Genomic DNA, 26,740 nt, shown 5'->3' on the forward strand with positions numbered 1-26,740 from the left:
CGGATGCAAGGTTGCCACGGCTGCCTCAAGGGGTTAACGGGTGCGAAAACCGCACCATCTGGACAGCAGGAACTGGACTATGGGCAAGGTAACAGGCTTTCTCGAAATCGACCGGCAGGTGCACAAGTACCAGCCGGCCTCCGACCGCATCCGGCATTTTCGTGAATTCACGCTGCCGATGTCGGACAAGGAGGTCGAGAAACAGGCGGCGCGCTGCATGGATTGCGGCATCCCGTTCTGCCACGGGCCGACCGGTTGCCCGATCCACAACCAGATCCCGGACTGGAACGACCTCGTCTACAATGGCGACTGGGACAATGCGATCCGCAACCTGCATTCGACCAACAATTTCCCCGAGTTCACCGGCCGCATCTGCCCCGCGCCCTGCGAGGAAGCCTGCACGCTGAACCTCGAGGACATTCCGGTTGCCATCAAGACTGTCGAACAGGCAATCGCCGACAAGGCTTATGAAACCGGCCATATCCGGCCTTATCCGCCAGAGAAGAAGACGGGCAAGCGGGTCGCTGTCATCGGCTCCGGCCCGGCAGGGATGGCGGCGGCGCAGCAGCTTGGCCGCGCCGGCCACGAGGTCAGCGTTTATGAGCGTGAGAGCCGTCCCGGCGGGCTGATGCGCTACGGCATTCCCGACTTCAAGATCGAGAAGCACTATATCGACCGCCGCATCGAGCAGATGCAGGGCGAGGGCGTGACCTTCCATTGCGGCGTCAATGTCGGCGTCGACAAGCCGGTGGCAGAGTTGCTCGCCGGATATGATGCGGTGCTCTATTGCGGCGGTTCGGAATCGCCGCGTCCGGCCAACATTCCGGGCGACGATCTCGGCGGCGTCTATGACGCCATGCCCTATCTGGTGCAGCAGAACCGTCGCGTTGGCGGCGAGCCGATCCAGTCGGTGGCCTGGCCGTCGCATCCGATCATCGCCGGCGGCCAGCATGTCGTCGTCGTCGGCGGCGGCGATACCGCGTCCGACTGCGTCGGCACCGCCTTCCGCCAGGGCGCGGTGCGCGTCACCCAGCTCGACATCCGCCCGCAGCCGCCGGAGAAGGAAGACAAGCTTTCGGTCTGGCCTTACTGGGCGACCAAGATGCGCACCTCGTCCTCACAGGCCGAAGGTGCGGAGCGCGAATTCCAGGTGGCGACGCTCGAATTCATCGGCGAGGACGGCCAACTGACCGGCGTCAAATGCTGCGAAGTCGACGAGAAGCGCAAGCCGATCGCCGGCACCGAATTCGTCATCCGTGCAGACCTCGCCTTCATCGCCATCGGCTTTGCCGGACCGGCTGCCGCCGGCGTCGCGAAAGAGCTGGACGGTGAGATGAAAATCACCACCGACAGCCGCCGTTCCCGCAATGTCGAAGCCAACGATCGCGACTACAAGACCAGCGTCGACAAACTCTACGCCGCAGGTGATGTGCGCCGCGGCCAGTCGCTGGTTGTGTGGGCGATCCGCGAAGGCCGCCAGGCCGCGCGCTCGATCGATGAAGCGCTGATGGGGTCGACGGTACTCCCCCGTTAACGGTTGATCGCCGTCGTCGTATCCGTCGCGGCAGCGGCCTTGGGCGGCCACGAGAAGTCGTCGACGCGGCCGGGCGAGGCCTCGGGCGCCTTGCCTTCGAGGATTAGTTTTTCGCCGGGCAGATCCGGATTGGCTTTCGGCGCCGCCGCCGCACCGAGAAGTTCGGTACCGCCGTCGAGCGCCGGATCGTTGAGCAGCATTGGAACGGTGCGGTCGACCACGATCGGGGCGGCGGGCAGCGACGGCGCCTCGACCGGGGCGCCGGCCGGTGCGGCAGCCGTCACCACGCTTCCCGGCGCTGCCAGGCCGAGGATCTTGGCCAGCGGCTTTTCGGTGTAGAAGGCGAGCTTTCGCTTGCCGGCTTTCGAGACGTTGATGCCGTCGTCGGAGCGCAGCCGCACGGCCTGGCCGTTAATGTCGGGGCCGGTCGAGACAAAGGCGCCGTTCTCGTCGACGAACCCATCCCAGACATCGACGAATTCGCCGCCGTTCTTCTCGGCTGCCGAGTGGTAGATGTCGTTGAATGCCAGCATGTCGGAGGTCATCTTCGGCGTCTTGAAGGCTGGCATGCCGACCCACAGATAAGGCACCTTGGTCGCCGCCAGTGCCTTTCCCAAGGCTTCGGTCCGGCGTTCGTATTCCTTGGTCCAGTTCTCGGAGCGCGGCTGCTCGCGCACATCGTTGACGCGCATCTGCTGGCGGTCGTTGGAGCCGAGCATGACGACGACCACGGAGGGTTTTTCGGTCTCGACCAGCGATTTGACCTGTTCGGGCCAATTGTAGACATCATCGCGCACGAAACCCGAAGAACCGTTGGCGCGCTCGACGATCCTGACGTTGGCATTGTCGGCAAAGGCTGTTTCGAGGCCCTCGGCCAGGCCGTTGGCCATGAAATCGCCGATCACCAGAACGACGCGGGCATCCGGTGTCTTCTCGACAATCGGAGCGGAAGGTTCAACGGGTGCACGGGGCTTCTTCTTGACCTTCGGCTTTGCCTTGCGGACGTCGAGCGGCGGCTCGATGCGTTCGCTGCGGCGCGGGAACAGAAGGTCGCGCAGCGACCAGCCGCGGTTCTGCGGTTGCTCCTGCGCCAAAGCCGGTGTGTGGAAACTGCCGGCGACCCCCGTCGCCAGGACGACGATGGCCAGAATGAGGATCGGCAAGCGGAAAACGATCACACGGATACGCGCTGCCGAAACCAAGCACCCTCTCCATCCCTTGGTGCATGGCCCTTGCAGGGGATCATGCACAGACCGATGCTACGGCATCCCTTGCGTCGCAAATGCAAGCTGCCGTCGCTGGCTCTATTTCTTTCTGAGCCATTTGAGCACTTCCATGCTCGGATACCCGTCCTGGGTCAAGCCGACCGTTGCCTGATAGGTCATGATGGCGGTTTTCGTGCCGTCACCGATCTTGCCGTCGAACTTGCCGTCGTAAAGTCCGTGCTGCGAAAGCCGCTTCTGCAACTCCTGCCTTTCCTCGAAGGACAGTTTGGTGAAAGGCCGCTTCCAGTCCTGCACCAGACCATTAGAGCCGGCGATTTCGTCGGCAAGAAGGCCGACGGCCAGGGCATATTTGTCGGCGTTGTTGTAGGCCTTGATGACGGAGAAGTTCTTGATCATCAGGAAGGCCGGTCCGCCGCGGCCGTCCGGCACTTTCAGCGTCGCCTTTTCGGTTGCGTTCTTGAACGGCTTGCCATTGGCCCTGGCTACGCCGAGCGCCTGCCACTGCGCCAATGTCTTCGAGCCGGCAGGCAGTTTGCCGGCTGGAATGGTGACCTCGTAGCCCCAGGTCTTGCCGCCCTGCCAGCCATTCTTCTTCAGCAGATTGGCTGATGTCGCCAACGCATCGGGGATCGAATTCCAGATGTCGCGCTTGCCGTTGCCGTCCATGTCGACGGCATAATGCTGGTAGCTGGTCGGGATGAACTGGGTCTGGCCCATGGCGCCGGCCCAGGAGCCCATCAGGTGGCTTTCGTCGATGTCGCCGGTCTGCAGGATTTTCAGCGCGGCGACCAATTGGGTGCGGGCGAATTTCGAACGCTTCGGGTCGCCATAGGCGAGGGTTGCCAGCGAGCGGATGACATTGCGCATGATGTCGTCGCGCTTGAGGATCTCGCCGTAATTCGATTCCATCGACCAGATGGCGAGCAGGATGTAGCGGTCGACGCCGAACCTCGCCTCGATCCGTTCCAGCCACGGCTTCCATTTTTTGGCCATCTGCTGGCCGACGGCAACGGACTGGTCGTGGACGCGGTTGTCGAAATAGTCCCAGGCAGGTGCGGTGAATTCGGGCTGGGTGCGTGCCTTTTCCAGCACCACCGGGTCGGGTTCATTGATGCCCCGGAACGCCCGGTCGTAGACCGCGCCGGAAACGCCGCCCGCCACGGCCGTGGCGCGGAAGCCGGCGACCCATTGCCGAAACCCGGCATCGGCGAAGGCCGGTCCGGCCGGCATCAGCAAGGTGAGCGAGAGGCTGGCCGCCGTCAGCACGCTGGTAAAGAGTTTTGCGGCACTGCGAACGGACATATTTTCCCCTTTCTCTATCTCAGGAAAGACCATTCATCGCCGAACCGGGTTAGCAATTGGTTTACCATAGGCGGCGCCTGGAACGAAAAGACACCTGGATGCTTTACCGGTTGATGTTTCCCTCAATGGCCCGATAATCCACAATTCCGGCGCGAAAATGTCGCGAGGCGGGATTGCCGGGCACGCCCTCAAACGGATAATTGACGCATGAAGCGAGTTCGCAAGGCAGTTTTCCCGGTCGCCGGTCTCGGCACACGGTTTCTCCCGGCCACCAAGGCCATTCCCAAGGAGATGCTGACCGTCGTCGACCGGCCGGTCATCCAGTATGTCGTCGATGAGGCGCGCGAGGCCGGCATCGAACATTTCATCTTCGTCACCGGCCGCAACAAGGCGGTCATAGAAGACCATTTCGATATCCAGTTCGAGCTCTATGATACGCTGGCACAGCGCGGCAAGGACGATCAGCTGGCCCGCTTGCAGCGGCTGCAGCCGGCGCCGGGGCAGACCTCGTTCACCCGCCAGCAGGTGCCGATGGGTCTCGGCCACGCCGTCTGGTGCGCCCGCGAATTGGTCGGCGACGAACCCTTCGCGCTGTTGCTGCCCGACATGATCATGCAGTCGGAGAAGAGCTGCACGAAGGCCATGGTCGAGCTTTACGAGGAGACCGGCAACAACATCATCGCGGTGCAGGAATGCGATCCGGCCGAAACCCACAAATATGGCATTGTCGGCCGCGGCGAGGACACGCATCACGGCTTCCGCATCACCGAGATGGTCGAAAAGCCGAAGACCGGCACCGCGCCGTCCAATCTCTACATCAACGGCCGCTACATCCTGCAGCCCGAGATTTTCAAGATCCTCGAAAGCCAGGAAAAGGGCGCCGGCAACGAGATCCAGCTCACCGACGCGATGCTGAAGCTGGAAAAGCAGCAGCCCTTCTTTGGCTACCACTTTCAGGGCCGCACCTTCGATTGCGGCTCGCCGGAAGGCTTCGTCGAGGCCAATGTCGCCTTCGCGCTGTGGCGCAGCGACATGAACGAGAACATGGCCGGCGTCATCCGCACGCTGCTCGATGAGATGAAGCCGTCCGAGCGTCGCGGCGCTGCTTTTTAGCTATCGCTGCAGCTTCAGCCCCAAATAGATGCTGTTGGCGGTGTAGTTGCGCCCGGGCAGATAGCTGGTCAGCTTTTCGGTGCGGGCGCGGCTGGTGAGGCCGACATAGCGGTTCAGCCACCAGGTCAGCCCGGCCTCTGCACTTAGCGTCATGTCATGGCCGTCGGAGCCGGTGTAATTGCGCCAGTCGAGCCCAAGGGCTGCGTTGCCGGTCAAGTCGGTGCGGATCTGCCGCTCGCCGGTGAGGCGGCCGGAATAGAGGATGTCGCCGCTCTCACCGGCGTTCGTCGTGCCTTCGACCGTGGTTTGCCCGGTGAGGCCGATGATGGTGCCGCGCTCGGGTGACCATTTGAGGTCGGCATTGATGGTGGCTCCCGAAATCGCCTCCAGGTTCTTGTCGTCGATCGCTTCCCGCAGCCAGCCGGCCGAGAACTCACCCTTGAGCTTCTCGCCCATGTCGACTTCGATACCGGCGCGTGCGCCAAGCCGGGTCGAAGAGCGCTCGAAGCCCTTGTTGTCGATCCGTTGGTCATATACCCGGCGGCCGAGCTCAATCTCGGCAAAGGGCGTCAGAGCCGGGGAAATTTCATAGCCGGTCCGCAACGTTGCGGTGTAGAGCGTGTTGTCCTGATCCTTCTGCGACAACACGGTGCCGTCCGTTAGCTTGGCGTCGCCATAGATGTCGTGGGAGACCGCACCGGTCAGCGCAAAGCGCAGCTTGCCGACATCCTTCTCGACGGCGAGGCTGCCGTCGACAGTCTGGCGGATCGGCTGCGAGGTGACGCCGGCAATCGCGTCGGGCGCGGAGGCCGATTCCGGCGCAATCTCGTAGCCGAGCTTGGCGATGGCGCGCAGTTCATTGTCGAGGTCGACATTGTACGTGCCTTGGATACGGCCGCGTGCCTCATTGATCTTCTGGCCCGAAATGGTGTTGCGGAAATTGCCGTAGCCGTCGATGACCGCCGAATTCTCGCGCCAATCGGAGGCGGCGGAGAAACGCAGCGCCGTTTCGGACAGCACCGCCGACTTGCCGCCAGCGCTGGAATCGGCGTTCGACGTGACGGCAACGCCCTGCTCGAGCGTCGGCCGCAGCAGGAACGAGCCGACCTTGATGCCGGTTGCCGCGTACGGGTCGTCCTCGAGCTTCTTCTTCTGGCCCTCGATGGCGTCGGTGCGCTCGGCGCCGGGGTCGAGCTTTCGTCGGTCGACACCGCCGACGGTGAGGACACGGCGGTTGGCTGTGTCCTGATCGGCGTCGCCTGCCGCAGTGCCGTCCGGGGTCGTTCCGGTGGTGGTCTGGTCCGTGGCTTTGCCAGGCTTCTTCTTGTCGGCAGCCTTGGTTTTGTCCTTGGCCTTGTCTGCATCCGCGGCGGCGCGTTGTTTTGCCGTCGATGGCCGGCGTGGCTGGACGGTTGGCGGCTTGTCGACGAACGAATCGTCGATGGTCGCCGGCGGGTCGAAAATGCTGTTTGCGCCGGCCTGTGACGGGTCGGTGTCGTCAGGCAAGGCGCCATCGCTGGCCGGCACATAAGCGGTTGGCGTGTTTCCCGTGGGGGCGGTGTCGGCAGGGGCGGGCTTGACCTGCGTGTTGGCCTTGGTCAATTGCCTGGCCCGGCGCTGCTGGTCGGACAGGATCGCCGATTCCGAAACTTCGCCGCGCAGCTCGGTCTCCTGGGCATGAAGCGCAGTTGGCCGCAGCAAAGCGAGCACGCTCGTCGCCAGAAGCAGAGCGCAAAAGGCTCTGCCCGTTCGACCTTTTTTCTCTTGAGGCTGGGCCCGCGACATCGTCACCACTGCTTGCGCGGCGCAAGCGCGCCATACTTACCGAACCGTAAACGGGGATGGTTAACGGAGGGTTGAAGGTGTGCCTGTACGACATGGCTGGACGGCAATTCTGTTGGACAGGCGAACGGCAAAGCGCTAATCGCATCAGCCATGCATGCGGGATCCCCAGAAAAGAAGCCTTTGGAGGCTTCGGTCGCCTCGGCGCTGAGAACGGTAGCCACGGAACAGGCCGGCGTGGCGGCATTGGCCGCCGCGCTGGAGAACGAACTGGCCGAACCTTTCGCCCGCGCCGTCGACATGGTGTCGCGCATCAATGGCCGCGTCATAGTCACCGGCGTCGGCAAAAGCGGCCATATCGGCACTAAGATCGCGGCTAGTCTGGCTTCGACCGGCACGCCAGCCTTCTTCGTCCATCCGGCGGAGGCCAATCATGGCGACCTTGGCATGATCGCCAGAGACGATGCCATCATCGCCATGTCATGGTCCGGCGAGAGCAAAGAATTGATGGGCATCGTCGCCTATTCCAGGCGCTTCTCGATCCCGCTGATTGCGATTACCGCGGGCGCGGCCTCGGCGCTGGCGCGCGCGGCCGACGTGGTGCTGCTCCTGCCGTCCGCGCCGGAAGCCTGCCCGCACGGTTTGGCGCCGACGACATCGACCCTGCTACAACTGGTGGTCGGCGATGCGCTGGCCATAGCGCTGCTCGAAGCGCGCGGCTTCACGCCCGACCATTTCCGCACATTCCACCCCGGCGGCCAGCTCGGCGCCAATCTGACTCTCGTCTCCGAGATCATGCGGGTCGGCGATCAGATTCCGCTAGCGGCGCTCGGTACCAAGATGCCGGAAGCGGTCATGACGTTGTCGAACAAGAAAGTCGGTTGTGTCTGTGTCGTCGACGGGAAGGGCGAGCTGGTCGGGATCATCACTGACGGTGATGTCGCGCGCAATCTGCATCGAAACCTGGCCGATATCGCCGTGGACGACATCATGACCCGCACGCCGAAGACGGTCGATCCGCAGACGCTGGCCGGAACGGCGATCGCGCTTCTCAACGAATACAATATCGGTGCGCTGGTAGTGACGGAAAACAGGATGCCCGTTGGGGTGGTTCACTTCCACGATTTGCTGCGTATCGGCGCAGCCTGAGGAAACTAAAACCGCATTGCGTTGGGGTGACCTACGCGGCGCGCTTCGATTGCTGCCAAATGCGCTGCGGGCCTTCGGGCGCTCAGACGGCCTCGACGGTCAGTTCCAGATCGGTGTCGGCCGAACTGACGACGCGCACCTGCGTGCCGGCCGGCAGGTCGGGACCCGAGACGCGCCACAGTGTGTCGCCGAGTTTGATGCGGCCGCGACCGTCCTTGATCGGCTCGGCCAGCGTTGCCATCCTGCCGACCAACTGCGCGCCGCGCCGGTTGAGCAGCGGCTGGTCGCTAGGGGTATTACGCCCACCAACCAGCTTCTTTCCGGCAAGGGCCGAGACCAGCGACAGGGCCAGGAAGGCGAGGACCTGGACTTCCCAGGCCCAGAAGCTTGCGTCCCAGACGAGCAGGGAAATCACACCGATCACCAATGCGGCGATGCCGATCCACAGCATGAATATTCCTGGCGCGATGACCTCCATCACCAGGAGGACGAAGCCCAGAACCATCCAGTTCCACGGACCAAGTTCGGAAATGATGCGGTCGAACATGGGAGTGCGCTCCTACTTCCTGTGGAGCATGATCTTTTCCGAAAACCGGTTCCCACTTTTCGGGATCATGCTCGCGACCTCAGTTCTCGCCCGATCTCAGTTTTCGCTTGGGCGAACCACCGGAGGGCGGGCGGCCTGCCTGGCGGCGCCGGCGGTGCCTTCGCTGCGGAACACCTCCCTGGCGATCTCGCCTATGCCGCCGAGCGTGCCGATCAGCGCCGAGGCTTCCATCGGCATCAGCACGACCTTGCTGTTGTTGGCGGTACCGATCTTGCCCATCGCTTCGGTGTATTTGAGCGCCACGAAGTAGTTGAGTGCCTGCACGTCGCCCTTGGAGATGGCTTCCGATACAACCTGGGTGGCTCGCGCTTCGGCTTCGGCCGAGCGTTCGCGCGCCTCGGCGTCGCGGAAGGCGGCTTCCTTGCGGCCTTCGGCCTCGAGGATCTGCGACTGCTTGAGGCCTTCGGCGGCGAGGATCTGCGCACGCTTGTTACGTTCAGCCGTCATCTGACGACCCATCGATTCGATGAGGTTGGCCGGCGGATTGATATCCTTGATCTCGACGCGGGTGATCTTGATGCCCCACGGATGGGCCGCTTCGTCGACCACGCGCAGCAGCCGTTCGTTGATGGCGTCGCGGTTCGACAGCAATTCGTCGAGGTCCATCGAGCCCATGACGGTACGGATGTTGGTCATCGTCAAATTGAGGATGGCGTTCTCCAGGCCGGCGACCTGGTAGGCGGCCTGCGCCGCATTGAGGATCTGGTAGAAGGCGATGCCGTCGACGCCGACAATGGCGTTGTCGCGCGTTATGATTTCCTGGCTCGGAACGTCGAGCACCTGCTCCATCATGTTCATCTTGGCGCCGATGCGGTCGACGAACGGCACGATGAGGTTGAGGCCGGGGCTTAGTGTTTTGGTGTAACGACCAAAGCGCTCCACCGTATAATTATAGCCTTGCGGGATTGTCCGGATGCCTTTGATAAGAAGCACCAATACCAGAAAGGCAAGCGCACCAATCGCAATACCGAAACCACTGAAGTCCATTTGAATCTCCCTCAGATGCCGGCCATGGCGTTGATTCCATGCAACCGACTTCACCAAACACTTAGGTGTGTTTCAATAATGTTACAATCAGGTGATCGTTGATTATTAGTGCATGGAATAGCGCAACTGCGGCGGTCGATCGCCGCAACGTGGCGGCCTCAGACCCAGCCCGACAGCTCGCGCCGCACCATCGCCTCGATCACCGCCATGCCTTCTGCACTGTCGTTGAGGCACGGGATGTGGGCGAATTTCTCGCCGCCGGCGTGATGGAAGGTCTCGGCCGCCTCGCGGCCGATTTCGTCCAACGTCTCGATGCAGTCGACGGAAAAGCCTGGATTGACGATGGCGATCGATTTGACGCCGTCCTTCGCCAGTTTCTCGATCGTCTTGTCGGTGTAGGGCTGCAGCCATTCCTGGACGCCGAAGCGCGACTGGAAGGTGATGATCAGCTTCTTTTCATCCCACCCCAGTCGTTCACGCAACAGTCGTGTCGTCTTCTGGCAGTGGCAGTGATAGGGATCACCCTTTTCGAAATAGGGCTTCGGGATGCCGTGATAGGAGGTGATGACCACCTCCGGCTCGAAGTCTAGCGTTGCCAGATGCCGTTCGATCGAATGGGCGAGCGCCTCGATGTAGACCGGCTCGTCATAGTAGGGCGGCACGCTGCGGACCGCCGGTGCGCGACGCATTTTCATCAGCGCGCGAAAAAGCTGGTCATTGGCGGTGGCGGTCGTGGTCGCCGAATATTGCGGGTAGAGTGGGAACGACAGGATGCGGTCGCAGCCTTGCTCGACCAGCCTTTGAGCGACGCTCGCGGTCGAGGGGTTGCCGTAGCGCATCGCCCAGTCGACCACGACATCGGGTAGGTCGATGAGCGCTGCGGCCAGCTTTTCGCCCTGCGCCCGGGTGTAGGTGCGCAGCGGCGACTCGTTCCTCTCGCGGTTCCATATCCTGGCGTAATTGGCGCCGGACTTCTTCGGTCTGGTGGTCAGCACCAAGCCGTAGAGGATCGGATACCAGATCGCCTTGTTGAGTTCGATGACGCGCGGATCGGACAGGAATTCGCGGAGATAGCGCCACATCGGCTTGAAATCGGTACCGTCGGGCGTGCCGAGATTGACCAACATGACGCCGATCTTGCCTGCCTTTACCGGCGGATGTCCGGCCGGTAGCGGGTCGAGCGCTTTCGCGGCTTTGGGGTCGACAGGCGTGGAAAGCGTCATGAAGGTCTCCCGACACCGCGAAAACCGACGATGTCGGGCGAAACTAGCGATGCGGAGCAAGTTTTCAATGCTGCGTCTGGCCGCACCTTACCTTGAAAGCCAAAAACCCGTCCGGTTACCCGGACGGGTTTTGCTGGTCGCAAGTGCGAAGCGAGGTTACTTCGCCGGAATGGTCAAGGTCGCGCCGACAGGAAGCCGGCGTGGTTCGTAGCCTTTGTTGGCCTCGGAGATCACCTTCCACTTGGCGCCGTCGCCGTAGGCCTTTTTGGCGAGATCCCAATAGGTATCGCCGGCGACGATGACATGGCTGGCTTCGGCCGGGGCGGCGTCAGCCGGCTTTGCCGGAGCAGGTGCGGCTTCGGCCGGTTTTGCCGGTTCGGCCGGAGCCGGCGTTGCCGGGGCGGTTTCCGCCGGGACAGTCGGCGGCGTGGTGGTGATGTCGCCGGAGCCTGCCGGCAATGCGGGCATCGCCGGCTCCGCCGGTGCAGCCTCGGCCGGTTTTGCCGGTTCCGCTGGAGCAGGTGCCGGTTCGGCTGGTTTTGCCGGCTCGGCGGCCGGGGCAGCCGCTACGGTTGCGGCAACCTCGGTGATGCGGCCGTCGAGCTTGGGCGTGTAGGGCCGGTGCGCGGCGAGATAGTCGGCGACCACCTGTTCGAGGCCCGGGCCGTAATCATAGGCGTTCTTGGCCTTCTCGGCGAAGACCTTGTAGCCGTCGCCGCCCTGGCGGACGTAATTGTTGGTGGCGACCAGATAGTCCTTGTCCGGATTGATCGCCGCCCAGGCACCGTTCTGCATCACCTCGACCGACTTGACTCGGCCGGCATTGGGCGCGACCGACTTGTCGAAGGAGTATTTAAGACCTGCCACCTGCGGGAAGCGGCCGCCGCCGTCCTCGACCTGGCTGACGCCGTTTTCCAGCCCGGCAACCAGATCCTTGCCGGAAATCTGGAAGGTCGCCAGCGTGTTCTGGAACGGCAGCACGGTCAGCACCTCGCCCATGGTGACGGTGCCCTTGTCGATCGAAGCACGCAGGCCGCCGCCATTCGAGACGACGATCTCGACGCCCTGTCCCTTGACGCGGTCGAGGATGGCGTCGGAGACGAGGTTGCCCATCGCGCATTCCTTGGTGCGGCAGCTTTCGCGGCTGCCGTCGATGGCCTCGGTGGTCTCGGCCACTTCCTTGTTCTTCAGCGCCTCGATCGGCGCGCCAAGCTCCTTGATGCGGGCAAGAACGGCCGGATCGGGAGTGATCGACTTGTCGAGGAAGATCGGGTCGCCGCTGGCTTCCTTGACGTTGCCATTGTCGTCGAACACGACCTTGAATTCGCCGAGATATTTCGAATAGGACGCGGCCTGCACCACAGGCACCTTGGAGCCGTCGGGGTTGTCGACCATCGTCGGGTAGGGGCCTTCAGCCTTCGGGTCGGTGTTGGACAGAAGCGAATGGCTGTGGCCGCCGACCACCACATCGATGCCCGGGATCTTGGCGATGACATCGCGCTCGCGCCTGTAGCCGATATGGGTGACGGCAATGATCTTGTTGACGCCTTGCGCCTTCAGCTTCTCGACCTCGGCGGTGATCGACTTGACGTCGTCCTCGATGGTAATGTTGGGGCCGGGAGAGGCGAGTTCCGGCGTGTCGTTGGTCACGGCGCCGACAATGCCGATCTTCTGGCCGCCGACCTCAAGCACAATCGACGGCTTGATCTTGCCTGCGGCGCCGGACTTGTCGTTGGGCACGACATTGGCGCTGACGATCGGGAACTTCGCCTTGTCGAGATAAGGCACCAGCGCGCTCTCGCCATCGTCGAATTCGTGGTTGCCGAGCGTCACCGCGTCGGGCTTGATCTGATTGAGGAATTCCTCCTCCGCCGTGCCCTTGTAGGTGATGTAGAACAGCGATCCCTGAAAGCTGTCGCCGGCATTGAGCAGCAGCACGTTCTGGCCTTCGAGCTTCTTGCGCTCCTGTGCGATCGCGGTGACCAGCCGGCCGGCGCCGCCGATGCACTCACCCTTGGTCTCTTCCTCGGCCGAGCAGGTTGACTCGTATTTGTTGTTGCCTTCGATGCGGCTGTGCCAATCGTTGAAATGCAGGATGTTCAACGTGTAATCGGCAAAGGATGGTGCGGCCGACAGGCCGAGTGTCGAGGCAGAGAGGGCGGCAATGGCGGCGAGCTTCTTCATCTTCGTCTCCCGGATATGATCAAAGGCGTTTAACGCTCTTGCCCGACTGCAGGATAACAGCCAGCATTTCGGGTATGTTCACATCGCGGTTGTGGCGATGCAAGAAGAATCAGGGCGGATAACCGGCATCGGTTTGCCGGCATAAAAAAGGCGGCGGCATCGCGCCGCCGCCATCCGCAAAGCCGCATGGGAAAGGTTCAGCCGCGCCTGGTCAGCACGAAGTTCTGCCCGGCGGAGCTGGTGCAATTCAGCTGGTTTATGGACACCAGCAGGCAGTTGAAAGCGATTGGCTGCTGTCGGATCAGCGAGGTTCCGTTGATCTCGACCGAGGTGGCGCCGGTCTTGGTGTAGCTGCCGTCAGCGAATTTCTCACCGGTCTCCGCCGAAACGGTGGTGAAGACGCCGCCGTTCAATGTCGAGACCGCCTTGCCTTCGGCGTTCAGCCATGAGCCTTCGACGCCTCGCGCCTGCGATGAGATCGGTGGCCCGTCGGAGCCGCCGGTGGTGCAGGCGGCAAGCATCGTCGCAAGAACGCCCGCCGCGCCCGCAGAAAGAATTTTGCGCGCAATCGTCATATCAAATCCTCTCCTGACGCATCGGCCCAATCGTCAAACGACGTTTTGGGGAACACGATGTGCGTGGCCTCAAGTTTCCAGAGCCGTCCCTCGTGCGTCCAAATGGATGCACACTGCGCTCGTCCGCATCCCTTCAATCGCCCGATTTCCGGGCGATTGCAAGGCAGTGATGCAGGGGTATGGAACCGCTATCGAACGAGGATGTTGCGGAATTGCCACGGGTCGCTTTTGTCGAGGTCTTCGGGAAACAGGCCCGGACGGTTATCGAGCGGCGTCCAGTCGGTGTAGTAGCCCTTGACCGGTCCGAGATACTGGGACTGCACTTCTAGGCAGCGCTTGTAGTCCATCTCGTCGGCCTCGACGATGCCGGCTTCCGGGTTTTCCAGCGCCCAGACCATGCCGGCGAGCACGGCCGAGGTGACCTGCATGCCGGTAGCGTTCTGGTAGGGCGCCAGCTTGCGGGCTTCGGCCAGCGACAGCTGCGAACCGTACCAGTAGGCGTTCTTGGCATGGCCGTAGAGCAGCACGCCAAGCTCGTCGACGCCGTCGACCAGCTCGTTTTCGTCGAGCACATGGTGGACCGGCTGCGGCTTGCCGGCAGCGCCGAACATTTCGTGGAGTGACAACACGGCGTCGTTGCAGGGGTGATAGGCATAGTGGCAGGTCGGGCGGTATTGGACCTTGCCCTTCTTACCGCGCACGGTGAAGAAGTCGGCGATCGAGATCGCCTCATTATGCGTCACCAGGAAACCGTATTGCGCGCCCGGCGTCGGGCACCAGGAGCGCACGCGGGTGTTGGCGCCGGGCTGTTCGAGATAGATCGCAGCCTTGGAGCCATGCTTGTGCTCCTTGCCGTTCTTCGGCATCCATCTCTCATGCGTGCCCCAGCCGAGCTCGGCCGGCTGCAGCCCTTCCGAGATGAAACCTTCGACCGACCAGGTGTTCCAGAACACGTTCATCGGCTTCGGCTTCTTGGTGCGCTGGGTGTCGCGCTCGGCGATGTGGATGCCCTTGACGCCGGCCTTCTTCATCAGCTTGGCCCAGCCGTCACGGTCGTCCTGCGCGGGTTCGGAAAACTCGAGGCCGAGGTCGCCGGCAAGGTTCAGCAGCGCCTGCTTGACGAACCACGAGACCATGCCCGGATTGGCGCCACAGGTCGAAACCGCGGTAGCGCCGCCGGGCTTGTCGTGCTTCTCCTTGATCAAGGCTTCGCGCAGCGCGTAGTTGGTGCGGCTGGCATTGTCGGCCTTGGCGTCGAAATAGAAGCCGAGCCACGGCTCGACGACGGTGTCGATGTAGAGCACGCCGAGCTTGCGGCAGAGCCGCATCAGGTCGACCGAGCCGGTATCGACCGACAGATTGATGCAAAAGCCCTGGCCGCCACCATTGGTCAAAAGCGGCGTCAGCAGTTTCTTGTAGTTTTTCTCGGTCACATGCTCCTGCACGAAGGCGATGCCGCGCTCGTCGAGCAGCTTGCGGTCGGTGTCGAGCGGGTCGATGACCGTCATGCGCGACTTGTCGAATTTGAAATGGCGCTCGATCAGAGGCAGCGTTCCCCGTCCGATCGAACCAAAGCCGATCATCACGACAGGGCCGGTGATTTCACCGTAAACGGGCCAGTTTTCATTCGCCATTTTATCGAGCACTCCTTCAAGCAACGCGCCAAAACGGCCGTTCGACCGCCGCGCGACAAACCATAGATCATTGTCACAATAAAGCGAAAAGCAGGGATAAGGTTAGTTCCCGGCCGCGCAGATACGCCTACGGTTCGAGCAGTTTCGCGAATTCCGGTGTGAACAGCGCTTGTGCTTCGGAGACCGGCATTTCAACGAGATCGCCGCCGCAAGCCTGGATGACGTTGGGCAAACCTTGCAGGCCGAAGACCAGAACCTGCCTGTCGCCATCGCGCTTCAGGCTGGCGCCGAGATAGTCGCCGATCAAATCGTGGATGCCGCATTCGGCCTCGTAATCCACCTCGGTCTGGTCGCTTGGCTTCTTGCGCTTCTCCTTGACGAAGGTGGCCAGCGAGGGGCCTGGCTTGCCGTCGACCGTATCGGAAAACATGTCCTGAAGGGTAAGCAAGGCGCCACGGCGCACGTCCATGACATAGGCGTCGGAATAGTTGTTCGGATGCGCACCGCCGCAATAGAGGCTGCCGGATTCCGACCAGCTCATCAGCTTCGGCGTCAATGACGTAACTTTGGACGTCGTGTCTTCATAGCCGCCAAGCGAATCGTCGTCCATGCCCTCCATCGGCGGCCCGTCGTGGAAACCGGCATATTGCAGCGCCGCGCACGTCAAGGCGCTGAGGCTGTGATGCCAATGGCGGTTCTGCAGCAAGGCATTGGCGGCTTCGATCGGCGCACTGCCGGCGAGATCGACGATGCGCGGCCTGGCGAATTTGGTGCGCGGATCGGTGACATAGTTGTAGGCTGCATCCGGCCAACCTTCCTTGGCGTCTGCCTTGGGCGCGAAATCCAGCTTGAGATAGTCGTAGGGCGATGCCGCCATGGTGATCGGCGCATCGTCACCCGAGAATGTCATGTCGGTGAAATCATAGAGATCGCGTGGCGTCGTCGCCGGCGTCTCCGTCTGGGCACGGCTGGCGATCCTTGTCAGCTTCAGCGGCAGGGTCTTTTTGGCCGTCCAGGTGCCTTCCAGCGTCTTGCCCTTGTCGGCGGAACTCAACCGCCAGACGGCGCCGATGGGTGGAGCCTGGCCGTCGCCGCACTTCTTGGCATCGCAGGCTTCTTCCTCGGCCAATTGAAAGGTGGCGCCCTTGCTCGACTTCGCCTGCAGAGGAATATCGACGCCCTTGGAACGGTAGAAATAGCGCGCCGCCAGTGCCTCTCCAGCCGTCGCAGGATCACCGGTAAACTCGACGACGATGTCGATGTTGCCGAGCTTCCCCGCATAGGTCACCGGTTCCGCATGCGCTGTTGCCGGCAACGCCAGGAATGCACCGAGCAGGACGGCTAGCTTCAGAACATGTCGGACCATCGTCACTCCTGAGCCATGGTTTGCAGGCGTTGCACCAGCCGGTCACGGTCTGATGTCATCCCCTTGTAGTCGAGTTGAGCCTCATCCAGCGCCTGCAATTGCGCCGCGAAAGAGGCGGCAAGTGTTGCCCGGTCGGGATGCCGCGCCAGCACTTTCAACGGGTCGAGATGGATGCGGATGGTGAACAGGATGTCGCGCGAGACGGACAGTTTGCGCAGCGTCTGGCGCTCGACGCGGATGAAGGCGTGGGCGTTTACGTCGCCGTCGGGAAATCGCGAGGGGCGCCTGGTGGCACGGTCGATGCGCTCGACATTGGAGAGCGGATGATAGAGCGCGTCGTCGGCCTGGATCGACCAGTTGAAGCGTTCGACAGCCTGACCCTGCAGGCCGTCGAACATGCGGTTGATGAGCTCGGCCGGCCTGGTGCCCGGACCGAAGCCCGGCACCGGTGCGTGGATCTGCTGCAGCGGCCGGCCGAATTTCTCGACCAGCGACCAGGATGACGGGAAACACAGCGAGCCGGCGGCGAGCCGCCAGCCGGTGTCGTCACGGCGCATCAGGATCAGGTCTTCCTGGACGAGCAGCGACGCTGCGACCAGCGGGGCATCGGGGAAGGTGGCGTCAGAGTCGGCTTTGGCGCCAATGACCTCAACCCCGGCATTGGTGCGCCGGTACATCCCGGGAAATCTCGACAGCAGATGTGCTTCGATGAGGCCGCGCACTTCGCGCTGGGCGTCGCGCGTGCCGTCTTCCTCGACAAACACCTTGTCGGGAATTTCGGCATACAGCCGGCGCTTTTCGGCGAGATGGTCGAAGAGATACCGGTCGACCTCGATCCACTTGTCGAGTTCGAGCGGCTTCAGCCCGATGGTGAAGAGCTTTGAGGAGCCATCATAGGGCGTGTGCGTGGGCTGACGAGAATTCATGCTTCGCTAGAAAGTGCCCAATGCCGGCGGTTATTCTCGCAGCCGCTTCGTATCAGGCCAATGTTGCCGGGATCAAGCCGCGCAGAGAATTGCCGACGAACAGTGTTTTGGCGGATTTCAACTCGTCATAGCTGTAGATCGCCTCTTGGGCGCGGCCTTCGTCCAGCAGCTCGGCGCGCAATACGCCAGGCAGCAGGCCGCAGTCGAGCCTGGGTGTCATCAGCATGCCATCACCGAAATCGGCGAAGACGTTGGTGATGGTGCCTTCGCAGATTTCGCTGCGCTCATTTGCGAGCAACACTTCGTCGGCCTGGGTGATCAGATATTCGGAGCGGGCGTGGGTGTAGATCTGTCGCCGGCTGGTCTTGTGGCGCAGCAGCGCGTCCGAGGAAGAGAGCCGGACCCGCGCCAGTCGCAGCCGCCAGACCTTGTCGGCGGCGAACGGCTCATAGGGCTGGACCGAGGCGGTCACTTCGCCATTGCGCTGCAGGGCGAGCCGGGTGCGCAGCGCCGTCTGCTGCGCCCCGATAGTATTCGCCAGCACCTCGCCGATCCGCTGCGGATCGCAGGCAAAGCCGAGTTCTTCCGCCGAGCCGTAAAGGCGTGCGAGATGGCGTTCGAAGCGCAGAAAGCCCTGGCCGGGCTCCCAGCGCATCGTCTCGATCAGCTCGAAATCGGCGGTGTCCCCGTCGCGAAGCGCGCCTTCAGCAGACACTCCTGATACTCCTCTTGCGCCGTCGAATCGAAGACGACGCCGCCGCCGACATTGTAAACGGCCTCGCCACTGGAAAAGAGCGATATGGTGCGGATCGCCACCGAAAAGCGCATCATGCCGCCAGGCGCGATCCAGCCGATGGCGCCGCAATAGACGTCGCGCGGTGTCTCTTCCAGCTCGTGCAGGATTTCCATGGCGCGGATTTTCGGTGCGCCGGTAATCGAGCCACAGGGAAACAGCGCGCCAAAGATTTGGCGGATGCCGAGATCAGGCAGAAGCTTCGCCCGCACACGGCTCACCATCTGATGGACGGTCGGGTAGCTCTCGATGCGGAACAGTTCCGGCACTTCCAGCGTGCCGATCTCGCTGATCAGGGAGATGTCGTTGCGCAGGAGATCGACGATCATCCGGTTCTCGGCCTGGTTCTTTTCGTCGCTGCGCAAGAAGGACTTCAACCGCGCGTCCTCGGCCTTGGTCGCGCCGCGCGGTGCGGTGCCCTTCATCGGATGGGTTTCGATCATGCCTAAGGCATTGATCTCGAAGAACAGCTCGGGCGAACGCGATAAGATGATGGGATCGCCGAGCGAAATCAGTGCGCCATACTTGACCGGCTGGCGTCCTGTCAGTGCGTCGAAGGCAGCAACCGGATCGCCCGACCATTGGGCACGGACCGGAAAGGTCAGGTTGCCTTGGTAGCAGTCGCCCTTGCGGATGTGGTCGTGAAGGCGCGCGAAGCGTTTGGCGTAGTCCTGAGCGGACCAACTGGCCCTGGCGTCGAAGATGGGGCCATTGGTGGCCGGCGCATCGTTGCGCGGCACGGCCTCTTCGGCCGGAGCATTGAAGACACCCAGACAAACCAATGGCGCGCGCCGGCCTTCAGGCAGCAGCGGCACGAGTTTCGGTTCGAGCAGATAGCCCGCTTCGTAGGAGAAATAGCCGGCCAGCCATTTGCCGGCATCGCTCGCCGCCTGCGCAGCCGCCAGCGCCGGCAGAAAATCCTTGGCATCATAGGCAATGATGATGTCGGCCGGGTGGTCGAAGACCAACTGACGGCCGCTTTCATCGTTGCGGAAAATGGCAGAGGGCAGGGGCATGGGGCTCGGGTACTGCGGTCGATGACGCCAGAACCGCTCTATATGGGGGCCGGGCGGCGTGCAATCGAGGGAGCGGCGTCGCAGGGCGCAAAGACAGTGGCGAATGCAAAAACAAAGACGGCGCCCGAGAGCGCCGCCTTCTGCTTATGTTGCCGATGACAGATCAGTTGTTGTTGGCGGTCCCGGCGCTCGGGAATTGGCGTGCGAACTCCTTTTCGTCGCCGGCGGCAAGCAGCTTGGCCTGCTCGACCCACTTTTCGCGAGCGATGCGGCCGTCGAAATTCAGCGTGTCCTCGATGCGCTTGACGTCGGCCGCGGTCCAGCCGGCGATCTGCGCGTAGGTCGTGACGCCAAGGCCCTTGAGCAGTTTGTCGTTGACCGGGCCGATACCGATCAGGCGACGCAGATTGTCGGCCTTTCCAGCTGCCGGGGCGGCCTTCTTCGGGACGGCGGCGGGCTTTGAAGCCGCGGCTTTGGGCGCGGCCTTGGCGGCGGCAGGTTTGCTGGCCGCTGGTTTTGCGGCCGCGGATTTGGCCGCAGCTGGTTTGGCCGCGGCGGGTTTGGCGGGGGTCGGTTTCGCGGCCGGGGCGGACTTGGCCGTTGCCGCTGTCGATACCAGGGCGGCCGGCGCCGAACTTGAAGGCTTGGCGGATGGAGCTGATGTTTCACGCAGCCGCCGTTCGAGATCGGCGCGGGTCTTGCCGCAGGCGTCGAGTTCGCCAGTCAGGCGATCGGCGTCGGCGCGCAGTCTGTCACGCTCGCTGCGGGTGCGGTCGAGATCGCCGCGCAGGCTGTCGAGTTCGCCGCGCAGCCGGCCCCAGATAAACCAGCCAACCAACACACCTACAAGGAACGCCAGGACAATGTAAAAGAAGGTCATCGTCTCTCTCCAGTCGGATCCGTCCGCCGCCGTCCCAAGTCATGACCTTGGCAGATCGGATCATCCAATGTGGTTCGGCGGCTCAGGGAACAGCCGGTCTGTCGTCGAGTGTCGGCGTTCGGCTTTCCGCCCATTGCCAACCGTCGCTGTCGCATTCGTCAGACCGCTGCCATGGGCCGGGATACTGTCCGGCCTTAAGCCGCGCGCCCGGCTGAGCTTCAGTCGGAAAGCTATCATACGGTTTCGGGAAAGCTAACGGAATTTTCGCCGGAGAGTTATTCAAGAACAGATATTTAGAACAAGAACAGAGCTGCCGTCACATGCATTCCGGCTAAACTGTTCTGCGATTCTGCAAAGTCGAGGCCGCTGCTGAACCTGCCACTCTGCGCCATCGGTCCAATGGGTGCGCGCATTAACTGTCGAGCGCTTCCAACTCGTCGATCAGGCCGCCGATCACGCCAAGCCCGATCTGCCAGAAGGCGGGGTCGGTGGCGTCGAGGCCGAAGGGCGCGAGAAGCTCCGAGTGATGCTTGGTGCCGCCGGCGCGCAACATCTCGAAATACTTATCCTGGAAGCCATGCTCAGCGTTCTGGTAGACCGCGTAGAGCGAGTTCACCAGGCAGTCGCCAAAGGCATAGGCGTAGACGTAGAAGGGGGAGTGGACGAAGTGCGGGATGTAGGTCCAGAAGACCTCATAGCCCTCGCGCAGCTTGATCGCCGGCCCCAGGCTTTCGGCCTGCACCTCGAGCCAGAACTGGCCGAGCTTGTCGGAGGTCAGTTCGCCGTTCTTGCGCTCCGCATGCACCTTGCGTTCGAACTCGTAGAAGGCGATCTGGCGCACGACCGTGTTGATCATGTCCTCGACCTTCTGGGCGAGCATCGCCTTGCGCTCGCGCTTGTCGGTGGTCTGGTCGAGCAGCGAACGGAAGGTCAGCATCTCGCCGAACACCGAGGCCGTCTCGGCCAAAGTCAGCGGCGTCGAAGCCATCAGCGCGCCCTGGCCGCCGGCCAGCACCTGATGCACGCCGTGGCCGAGTTCATGCGCCAGCGTCATCACATCGCGCGGCTTGCCCATGTAGTTGAGCAGCACGTAAGGGTGCGCCGAAGGCACGGTCGGATGGGCGAAGGCGCCGGGCGACTTGCCGGGCCTGACCGGCGCGTCGATCCAGTTGCGGTCGAAGAAGACGCGGGCGATCTCCGCCATATCGGGGGAAAAGCGCTGATAGGCCGACAGCACGGTGTTCCTGGCGTCGTCCCAAGGGATCACGGCCTGCGGCGTTTCGGGCAAGGGCGCGTTGCGGTCCCAGTGGTTCATCACCTCCATGCCGAGCCAGCGCGCCTTCAGCGCGTAGTAGCGATGAGACAGGCGCGGATAGGCCTCGCGCACGGCCGACGCCAGCGCATCGACCACGCTGCGCTCGACGCGGTTGGCGAGATGGCGTGAATCGGCGATGTCCTCGAAGCCGCGCCAGCGGTCGGAAATCTCCTTGTCCTTGGCCAGCGTGTTGGTGATCAGCGTGAAGGTGCGCAGGCTCTTGCGGAAGGTCGCGGCCAGCGCTTCGGAGGCGTGGCGGCGGACCTCGCCATCGGCGTCCTGCAGGCGGTTCAGCGCCGGCTCCAGCGTCAGTTCCTCGCCGTCTATGTCGAAGCGCAGATCGGTCATCGTCTCGTCGAACAGCCGGTTCCAGGCACCGCGTCCGGTGATCGACTTCTCATGGAAAAGCTGCTCGACCCGATCCTCGAGCTGGTAGGGCTTGTCCATTCTGAGGTCGAGCACCCAAGGCCGGTAATGGGCAAAGCCGGCGTCGGCGGCGAGGGCTGCTTCGAGCGCCTTGTCGTCGATCAGGTTCAGCTCCAGCGCGAAGAACAGAAGATGCGCGCTGGCGTCGGTCATCTTTTCCTGGATGTCGCCATAGAGCTTTGCGCGCTGCGGATCGGCGGTATTGCCGGCATAGATCAGGCCGGCATAGGAGACGATGCGGCCGATCAGTTCCTCCAGCGCCTCATAGGCTGTCAGCGCCTCGCCAAGCCTGCCGGCGCTGCCGCGCCCGGCCTCCGCGGCCAGTGTGCCCTTCCAGCGGTTCTCGAAGGCGACGGCATCGGCCGCCGCCTTGGCAAGGTCACGCTTCAGTTCGGGCGCCTCCATGCCGGAATAAAGGTCGGCGAGATTCCATTCCGGCAGGTCGCCGAGTTCCGCCGCGCCCTGACCGGACGCTGCCGCCGCAAGCTGCCGACCGAGAATCCTGCGCATCAACAATTACCTTCTGGAATCAAGGGGAAAGGACAAGCCGGTCAAATCCTAAGGAATTCATTCACCGGGTTTTTTGAAACCTTGTTTAGAACCCTGTGCCAAGATGATCCATGGGAATTTCCCAGGCGGGCAACTCAAATCAGTCATGACAGGTTCCATTCTTATAGTCGATGACGATCCCGTGCAGCGCCGGCTGCTCGAGGCGGCGGTGACGAAATTCGGCCACAGCGCCATCGTTGCCGATGGCGGCGAGGCCGGTCTGAGCGCGCTTGACGGACCCAATGCGAGGGATATTTCGGCAGTCATCCTCGACCTTGTCATGCCGGGCCTCGACGGCCTCGGCGTGCTGAAGGCGATGCGCGAGCGCGGCATCACTGTTCCCGTCATCGTGCAGACTGCGCAGGGCGGCATCGAAACGGTGGTTTCGGCGATGCGCCACGGCGCTTTCGATTTTGTCGTCAAGCCGGCGTCTCCCGACCGGCTGCAGACCGCGGTCGGCAACGCCCTCAAGGTCGAGGCGGTCGAGGACGAGGTCAAGCGCACGTCGCGGCGTCGCGGCGGCCACCTGACCTTCAAGGACATGATCACGCATAGCCCGGCGATGGACCGGGTGATCCGCCTCGGCCAGAAGGCTGCGGCCTCCAACATCCCGATCCTGATCGAGGGCGAATCGGGCGTCGGCAAGGAATTGGTGGCGCGCGCCATCCAGGGCAGCGGCGAACGCCGCACAAAACCGTTCGTCACCGTCAATTGCGGCGCCATCCCCGACAATCTGGTCGAATCGATCCTGTTCGGTCACGAAAAAGGTTCGTTCACCGGCGCCACCGAAAAGCACACCGGCAAGTTCGTCGAGGCGCATTCGGGCACGCTGTTCCTGGATGAGATCGGCGACCTGCCGCTCGACGTGCAGGTCAAGCTGTTGCGCGCCGTGCAGGATGGCGAGGTCGATCCGGTCGGCGGCCGTTCCACCGTCAGGGTCGACATCAGGCTGATCTCGGCCACGCACCGCAACCTTCTGCAGCAGGTCAAGGACGGCAAGTTTCGCGAGGACCTGTTCTACCGGCTCAACGTTTACCCGATCGTCGTGCCGCCGCTGCGCGACCGCCGCGACGACATCCCCTATCTGGTCAAGCATTTCATGGACAAGGTGGCGCCGGCGGGCAATCGCCTGCACGGCATCTCGGATGCCGCACTGGCCATGCTGCAGGCCTATGACTGGCCGGGAAACATCAGGCAACTGGAAAACGCCGTGTTCAGAGCCTCGGTGCTTGCCGAAGGAGATGTGCTGACGACTGACGAATTTCCGCAGATCCGGGCGCAGGTCGACGGCACCGTCAATCTCGACGCCGATGCGTCCTTGTCGGACCCCGGAATGGCCTCGAGCACCGAATTGCAAGGCGATGGCGCGCAGACTGATGACGCCGGTACTGCAGCTGCCGAGCTCGCCCCTCCGGCGAGGCTGCTTCAGCGTTTCGGCACATTGAGGGCGCTGGACGAGCGTGGCAATGTGCGTGCGCTGGCCGATGTCGAACTCGAAATGATCAAGCTCGCCATCAACCACTATAACGGCCAGATGAGCGAGGTCGCACGGCGTCTCGGCATCGGCCGCTCGACGCTCTACCGCAAGCTCAAGGAATACGGCATCGACCCGGAAACCGGCCGCCTCGACCGCCTTGCCTCCTGAACGCCGAATTCCACAGCTTGCCAACGCAAGGCCGGGACCAGCTTGCCATGCCACATCCAGCGCTGCATAAGGGTTGGGGCGGGAATATGGCTGATGCGGACAGCGTTGTTCACGCATTAAGGCCAGCGGTAACAGATCGTGTAGCGCGAAAAGGCTGAATCTTGATCTAAACCAGCAGTTTACCAAGAAATCCTGTGTATTATTTTTGACGGGATATCGCCACGGTGTTACCGCATTTCGGCTTCAATAAGCGATGATTAACCATTAGGATCGATATTCGGATGTGAGAACCACGCATCCGTTTGGACAAATCCGGGGACAAACGGCAGCCTGCAAGGCCTTTTGATTTGAACAAAGTCGAACGACACAGAAACGGGCGGCGCGATCACATGGGCGTCTGGCCGAGATGGCTGGCAGCGGTGATCGTTGCGTTCGCTTTCCTTGCCGCAACTGCTGCCGGCGCCAGCGCCGAAACGCGCTCGCTCAAGCTCTATCACCTCCACACGCACGAAAAGGCCGAGATCGTCTACAAGCGCAATGGCCGCTACGATCCGGCAGGCCTCAGGAAGATCAACATCATCCTGCGCGACTGGCGTCGCAACGAACCGACCAAGATGGATCCGCGCCTGCTCGATCTGGTGTGGGAAGCTTACCGGCAGGCCGGCGCCACCGACTATATCCAGGTCGTCTGCGGCTATCGCTCGCCGTCGACCAATTCGATGCTGCGCAGCCGCAGCCGCGGTGTCGCCAAGGAAAGCCAGCATATGCTGGGCAAGGCGATGGACTTCTACATTCCGGGTGTGCCGCTGAAAAAGCTGCGTAACATCGGCCTCAAGATGCAGGGCGGCGGCGTCGGCTACTATCCGTCGTCGGGTTCGCCCTTCGTCCACATGGACGTCGGCAATGTGCGGCATTGGCCAGGCATCAGCCGCCAGGAACTGGTCAGCCTGTTCCCCAATGGCAAGACGCTGCATGTGCCGAGCGACGGCAGGCCGTTGCCGGGTTATGACCAGGCGCTCGCCTCCTACAAGGCGCGCAAGGGCGCCGGTTCTCCTGCCATCATGATGGCCAGCGCAGGCGGCAGCACCAAGAAATCCGGTGGCTTCCTGTCCGCGTTCTTTGGCGGTGGCGGTGAAGACGAAGCCGACGACAGCGCCGATGTCGCTACCGCCGCGCCGCCGCCGAGAAGCGTGAAGCCGGTGCTGGCTGCCACGAGCAACAACAACAGCAATCTGCCTGGCATCGCGATCGTGTCGCCGCAGAACGCCAAGCGCGCCAACATTCCGCAGCTTGCCGACGACAGCGCTGACGATTCGGAGCCGCAGGACACGCCAGAGACGATCATCGCCGCGCTGCCCGCCAAGGAAGTGCCGCTGCCCGCTTTCGCACCGCGGCCGAAGGCCGATGTCGGCGCGCAACAACCTGAGACCGTGCCGTTCGGCGTCGCCGATGCCACCACCGAACAGACGGTGGCGACGGCGCAGGCGCCGGCCAATGTGCCGTTCGGCACGGCCGATGCGAGCAATGCCGACCAGGGGGCCGATCAAGCTGCCGCTCCGGCGCAGGTCGCGGTCAACGTCCCGTTGCCGACCTGGCGTCCCGACCGCTCTTCGCCGCCGGCTGAGCTTGCGCCGCAGGACAAGGGCGTTCTGCTGGCGCTGGCCGATACGGCTGCCCACAAGCAGACCGCAACCGACGCGTTCTCGGTGCTGCCGTCGCAGCGTCCGGACGAGGTCAAGGCGGTTCTCGAACAGGCCAGCGCCGCCGATACAGCCGGTGCTACCGACGACTATCAGGTTGCGTCGCTCGAGCCTCGCTCGGCGTTCAACGATCCGTCAGGTGTCGATGCCGCATCGCCGCGCGGTGCTATTGCTGCCCGTCCCGCCGGTACCGATCCAGCCTCGGTGATCGGCGCCGGCGTCAAGACGACACGCAAGGAAGCAAGGGCTTCGGCTCGCGACCTGAAGCCAGGACCGAAGGCAGTGGTGGTGGCGGCCGAACCGCAGGCGGCGCGCTGGGCGCTGAGCAGCGGCGACAACATCGCCACCGTTTCCAGCCCGACGACTGCGCCGCGCTATGCCTACAACATCGTGCATACGCCGCCGAGCGAGGTCTACACCGCAGGCTTCCAGGCGGACAACCAGATGGCCGATGCCAACCGCTTCACCGGCAATGCCGTAAAATTCCTTTCGGTCGCCCGCTTCCAGACGAAGTAAGGGCGTGACCGGGGCGTTATCGACTCGAAGCCGCGCTGGGCAACCTGTGCGGCTTTTGTTTTTAGCGAGATTTCGAGCACTGGCTTCCATCGCCACAGAATGCTAACCACCAAGCTGCATTCCCGCTTCGTCTAATGGTAGGACAGCGCCCTTTGAAGGCGTGAATCGTGGTTCGAGCCCATGAGCGGGAACCAAAATCTCAACGCGTAGCAAACCCGGTCGGCGCAGCTGGCGGGTTTTTGTGCCGAGTGCAATTCCGGGAACACTGTGATTTTCCCGGGAAAGCGCGGAG

Annotated in this window: 20 protein-coding genes and 1 tRNA gene; 6 read left to right on the forward strand and 15 right to left on the reverse strand. The window is 62.8% G+C overall.

Annotated elements, in window-relative coordinates; all coding sequences use genetic code 11:
- Positions 1-79 precede the first annotated feature (79 nt).
- Positions 80-1,534, forward strand: a complete 1,455-nt coding sequence (locus tag NKJ77_RS02535) for a glutamate synthase subunit beta (RefSeq protein ID WP_023671207.1) — start codon at positions 80-82, stop codon at positions 1,532-1,534.
- Here the strand turns inward: NKJ77_RS02535 and NKJ77_RS02540 are convergent.
- Complete coding sequence (locus NKJ77_RS02540; protein ID WP_023832927.1) at positions 1,531-2,736, reverse strand: SGNH/GDSL hydrolase family protein; 1,206 nt, start codon at positions 2,734-2,736, stop codon at positions 1,531-1,533. The two genes, NKJ77_RS02535 and NKJ77_RS02540, sit on opposite strands and share 4 nt — an antisense overlap.
- Positions 2,737-2,838: 102 nt before the next feature.
- On the reverse strand, positions 2,839-4,062 hold the full coding sequence (locus NKJ77_RS02545) for a lytic murein transglycosylase (RefSeq protein ID WP_023832928.1): 1,224 nt from the start codon (positions 4,060-4,062) through the stop codon (positions 2,839-2,841).
- A 207-nt stretch (positions 4,063-4,269) separates the two neighbouring features.
- Here NKJ77_RS02545 and galU point away from each other — a divergent pair, with 207 nt between their 5' ends.
- Positions 4,270-5,175, forward strand: coding sequence for a UTP--glucose-1-phosphate uridylyltransferase GalU (gene galU, locus NKJ77_RS02550; RefSeq protein ID WP_023671956.1), 906 nt, complete (start codon positions 4,270-4,272; stop codon positions 5,173-5,175).
- Here galU and NKJ77_RS02555 read toward each other — a convergent pair whose 3' ends face one another.
- Positions 5,176-6,960 (reverse strand): outer membrane beta-barrel protein, encoded by a 1,785-nt coding sequence (locus NKJ77_RS02555; RefSeq protein ID WP_031196011.1) that lies wholly within the window; start codon positions 6,958-6,960, stop codon positions 5,176-5,178.
- 150 nt (positions 6,961-7,110) lie between these two features.
- Between NKJ77_RS02555 and NKJ77_RS02560 the strand changes: the two genes are divergently transcribed.
- A complete protein-coding gene (locus NKJ77_RS02560; protein ID WP_023832930.1) occupies positions 7,111-8,106 on the forward strand; it encodes a KpsF/GutQ family sugar-phosphate isomerase in 996 nt (331 codons plus the stop codon).
- Positions 8,107-8,188: 82 nt separating this feature from the next.
- Here NKJ77_RS02560 and NKJ77_RS02565 read toward each other — a convergent pair whose 3' ends face one another.
- From NKJ77_RS02565 to NKJ77_RS02620, 12 genes are all read right to left on the reverse strand, one after another.
- Entirely contained in the window at positions 8,189-8,653 is a 465-nt protein-coding gene (locus tag NKJ77_RS02565) for an NfeD family protein (RefSeq protein ID WP_023686409.1), read from the reverse strand.
- Between the two features lie 96 nt (positions 8,654-8,749).
- Complete coding sequence (locus NKJ77_RS02570; RefSeq protein ID WP_023832931.1) at positions 8,750-9,700, reverse strand: SPFH domain-containing protein; 951 nt, start codon at positions 9,698-9,700, stop codon at positions 8,750-8,752.
- Between the two features lie 158 nt (positions 9,701-9,858).
- Positions 9,859-10,923 (reverse strand): ferrochelatase, encoded by a 1,065-nt coding sequence (gene hemH / locus NKJ77_RS02575; RefSeq protein ID WP_023828224.1) that lies wholly within the window; start codon positions 10,921-10,923, stop codon positions 9,859-9,861.
- Positions 10,924-11,079: 156 nt separating this feature from the next.
- Positions 11,080-13,107 (reverse strand): bifunctional metallophosphatase/5'-nucleotidase, encoded by a 2,028-nt coding sequence (locus tag NKJ77_RS02580; RefSeq protein WP_023832932.1) that lies wholly within the window; start codon positions 13,105-13,107, stop codon positions 11,080-11,082.
- Positions 13,108-13,304: 197 nt separating this feature from the next.
- Positions 13,305-13,682: an Omp10 family outer membrane lipoprotein gene (locus NKJ77_RS02585; RefSeq protein ID WP_023671949.1), complete on the reverse strand. Its 378-nt coding sequence runs from the start codon at positions 13,680-13,682 to the stop codon at positions 13,305-13,307.
- A gap of 188 nt (positions 13,683-13,870) precedes the next feature.
- Entirely contained in the window at positions 13,871-15,316 is a 1,446-nt protein-coding gene (locus tag NKJ77_RS02590) for a homospermidine synthase (RefSeq protein WP_023691759.1), read from the reverse strand.
- Positions 15,317-15,443: 127 nt separating this feature from the next.
- Positions 15,444-16,682 (reverse strand): hypothetical protein, encoded by a 1,239-nt coding sequence (locus tag NKJ77_RS02595; protein WP_023832934.1) that lies wholly within the window; start codon positions 16,680-16,682, stop codon positions 15,444-15,446.
- A 2-nt stretch (positions 16,683-16,684) separates the two neighbouring features.
- Positions 16,685-17,608 (reverse strand): heme-dependent oxidative N-demethylase family protein, encoded by a 924-nt coding sequence (locus NKJ77_RS02600; protein WP_023832935.1) that lies wholly within the window; start codon positions 17,606-17,608, stop codon positions 16,685-16,687.
- Positions 17,609-17,660: 52 nt separating this feature from the next.
- A complete protein-coding gene (locus NKJ77_RS02605) occupies positions 17,661-18,323 on the reverse strand; it encodes an aminotransferase class IV family protein (protein ID WP_031196012.1) in 663 nt (220 codons plus the stop codon).
- Positions 18,272-19,417 carry an aminodeoxychorismate synthase component I gene (locus NKJ77_RS02610; RefSeq protein WP_023671944.1) on the reverse strand — a complete coding sequence of 382 codons (1,146 nt, stop codon included), beginning with the start codon at positions 19,415-19,417 and terminating at the stop codon, positions 18,272-18,274. Before NKJ77_RS02610 ends, NKJ77_RS02605 begins: the two co-directional genes overlap by 52 nt.
- A gap of 163 nt (positions 19,418-19,580) precedes the next feature.
- The gene (locus NKJ77_RS02615; protein ID WP_352534165.1) at positions 19,581-20,297 is read right to left on the reverse strand and encodes a helix-hairpin-helix domain-containing protein; all 717 of its coding nucleotides are present in this window, start codon (positions 20,295-20,297) and stop codon (positions 19,581-19,583) included.
- Between the two features lie 412 nt (positions 20,298-20,709).
- On the reverse strand, positions 20,710-22,548 hold the full coding sequence (locus tag NKJ77_RS02620) for a M3 family oligoendopeptidase (protein WP_023832937.1): 1,839 nt from the start codon (positions 22,546-22,548) through the stop codon (positions 20,710-20,712).
- Between the two features lie 145 nt (positions 22,549-22,693).
- Here NKJ77_RS02620 and NKJ77_RS02625 point away from each other — a divergent pair, with 145 nt between their 5' ends.
- From NKJ77_RS02625 to NKJ77_RS02635, 3 genes are all read left to right on the forward strand, one after another.
- Entirely contained in the window at positions 22,694-24,232 is a 1,539-nt protein-coding gene (locus tag NKJ77_RS02625; RefSeq protein ID WP_352534167.1) for a sigma-54-dependent transcriptional regulator, read from the forward strand.
- 389 nt (positions 24,233-24,621) lie between these two features.
- The gene (mepK, locus tag NKJ77_RS02630; protein WP_023832939.1) at positions 24,622-26,448 is read left to right on the forward strand and encodes a peptidoglycan L,D-endopeptidase MepK; all 1,827 of its coding nucleotides are present in this window, start codon (positions 24,622-24,624) and stop codon (positions 26,446-26,448) included.
- Positions 26,449-26,568: 120 nt separating this feature from the next.
- Positions 26,569-26,642, forward strand: a tRNA-Gln gene (locus tag NKJ77_RS02635).
- Positions 26,643-26,740 lie beyond the last annotated feature (98 nt).

Origin of the sequence: Mesorhizobium sp. M0052, assembly GCF_040323255.1 — a bacterium.
In the GTDB taxonomy this organism is placed as follows: Bacteria; Pseudomonadota; Alphaproteobacteria; order Rhizobiales; family Rhizobiaceae; genus Mesorhizobium.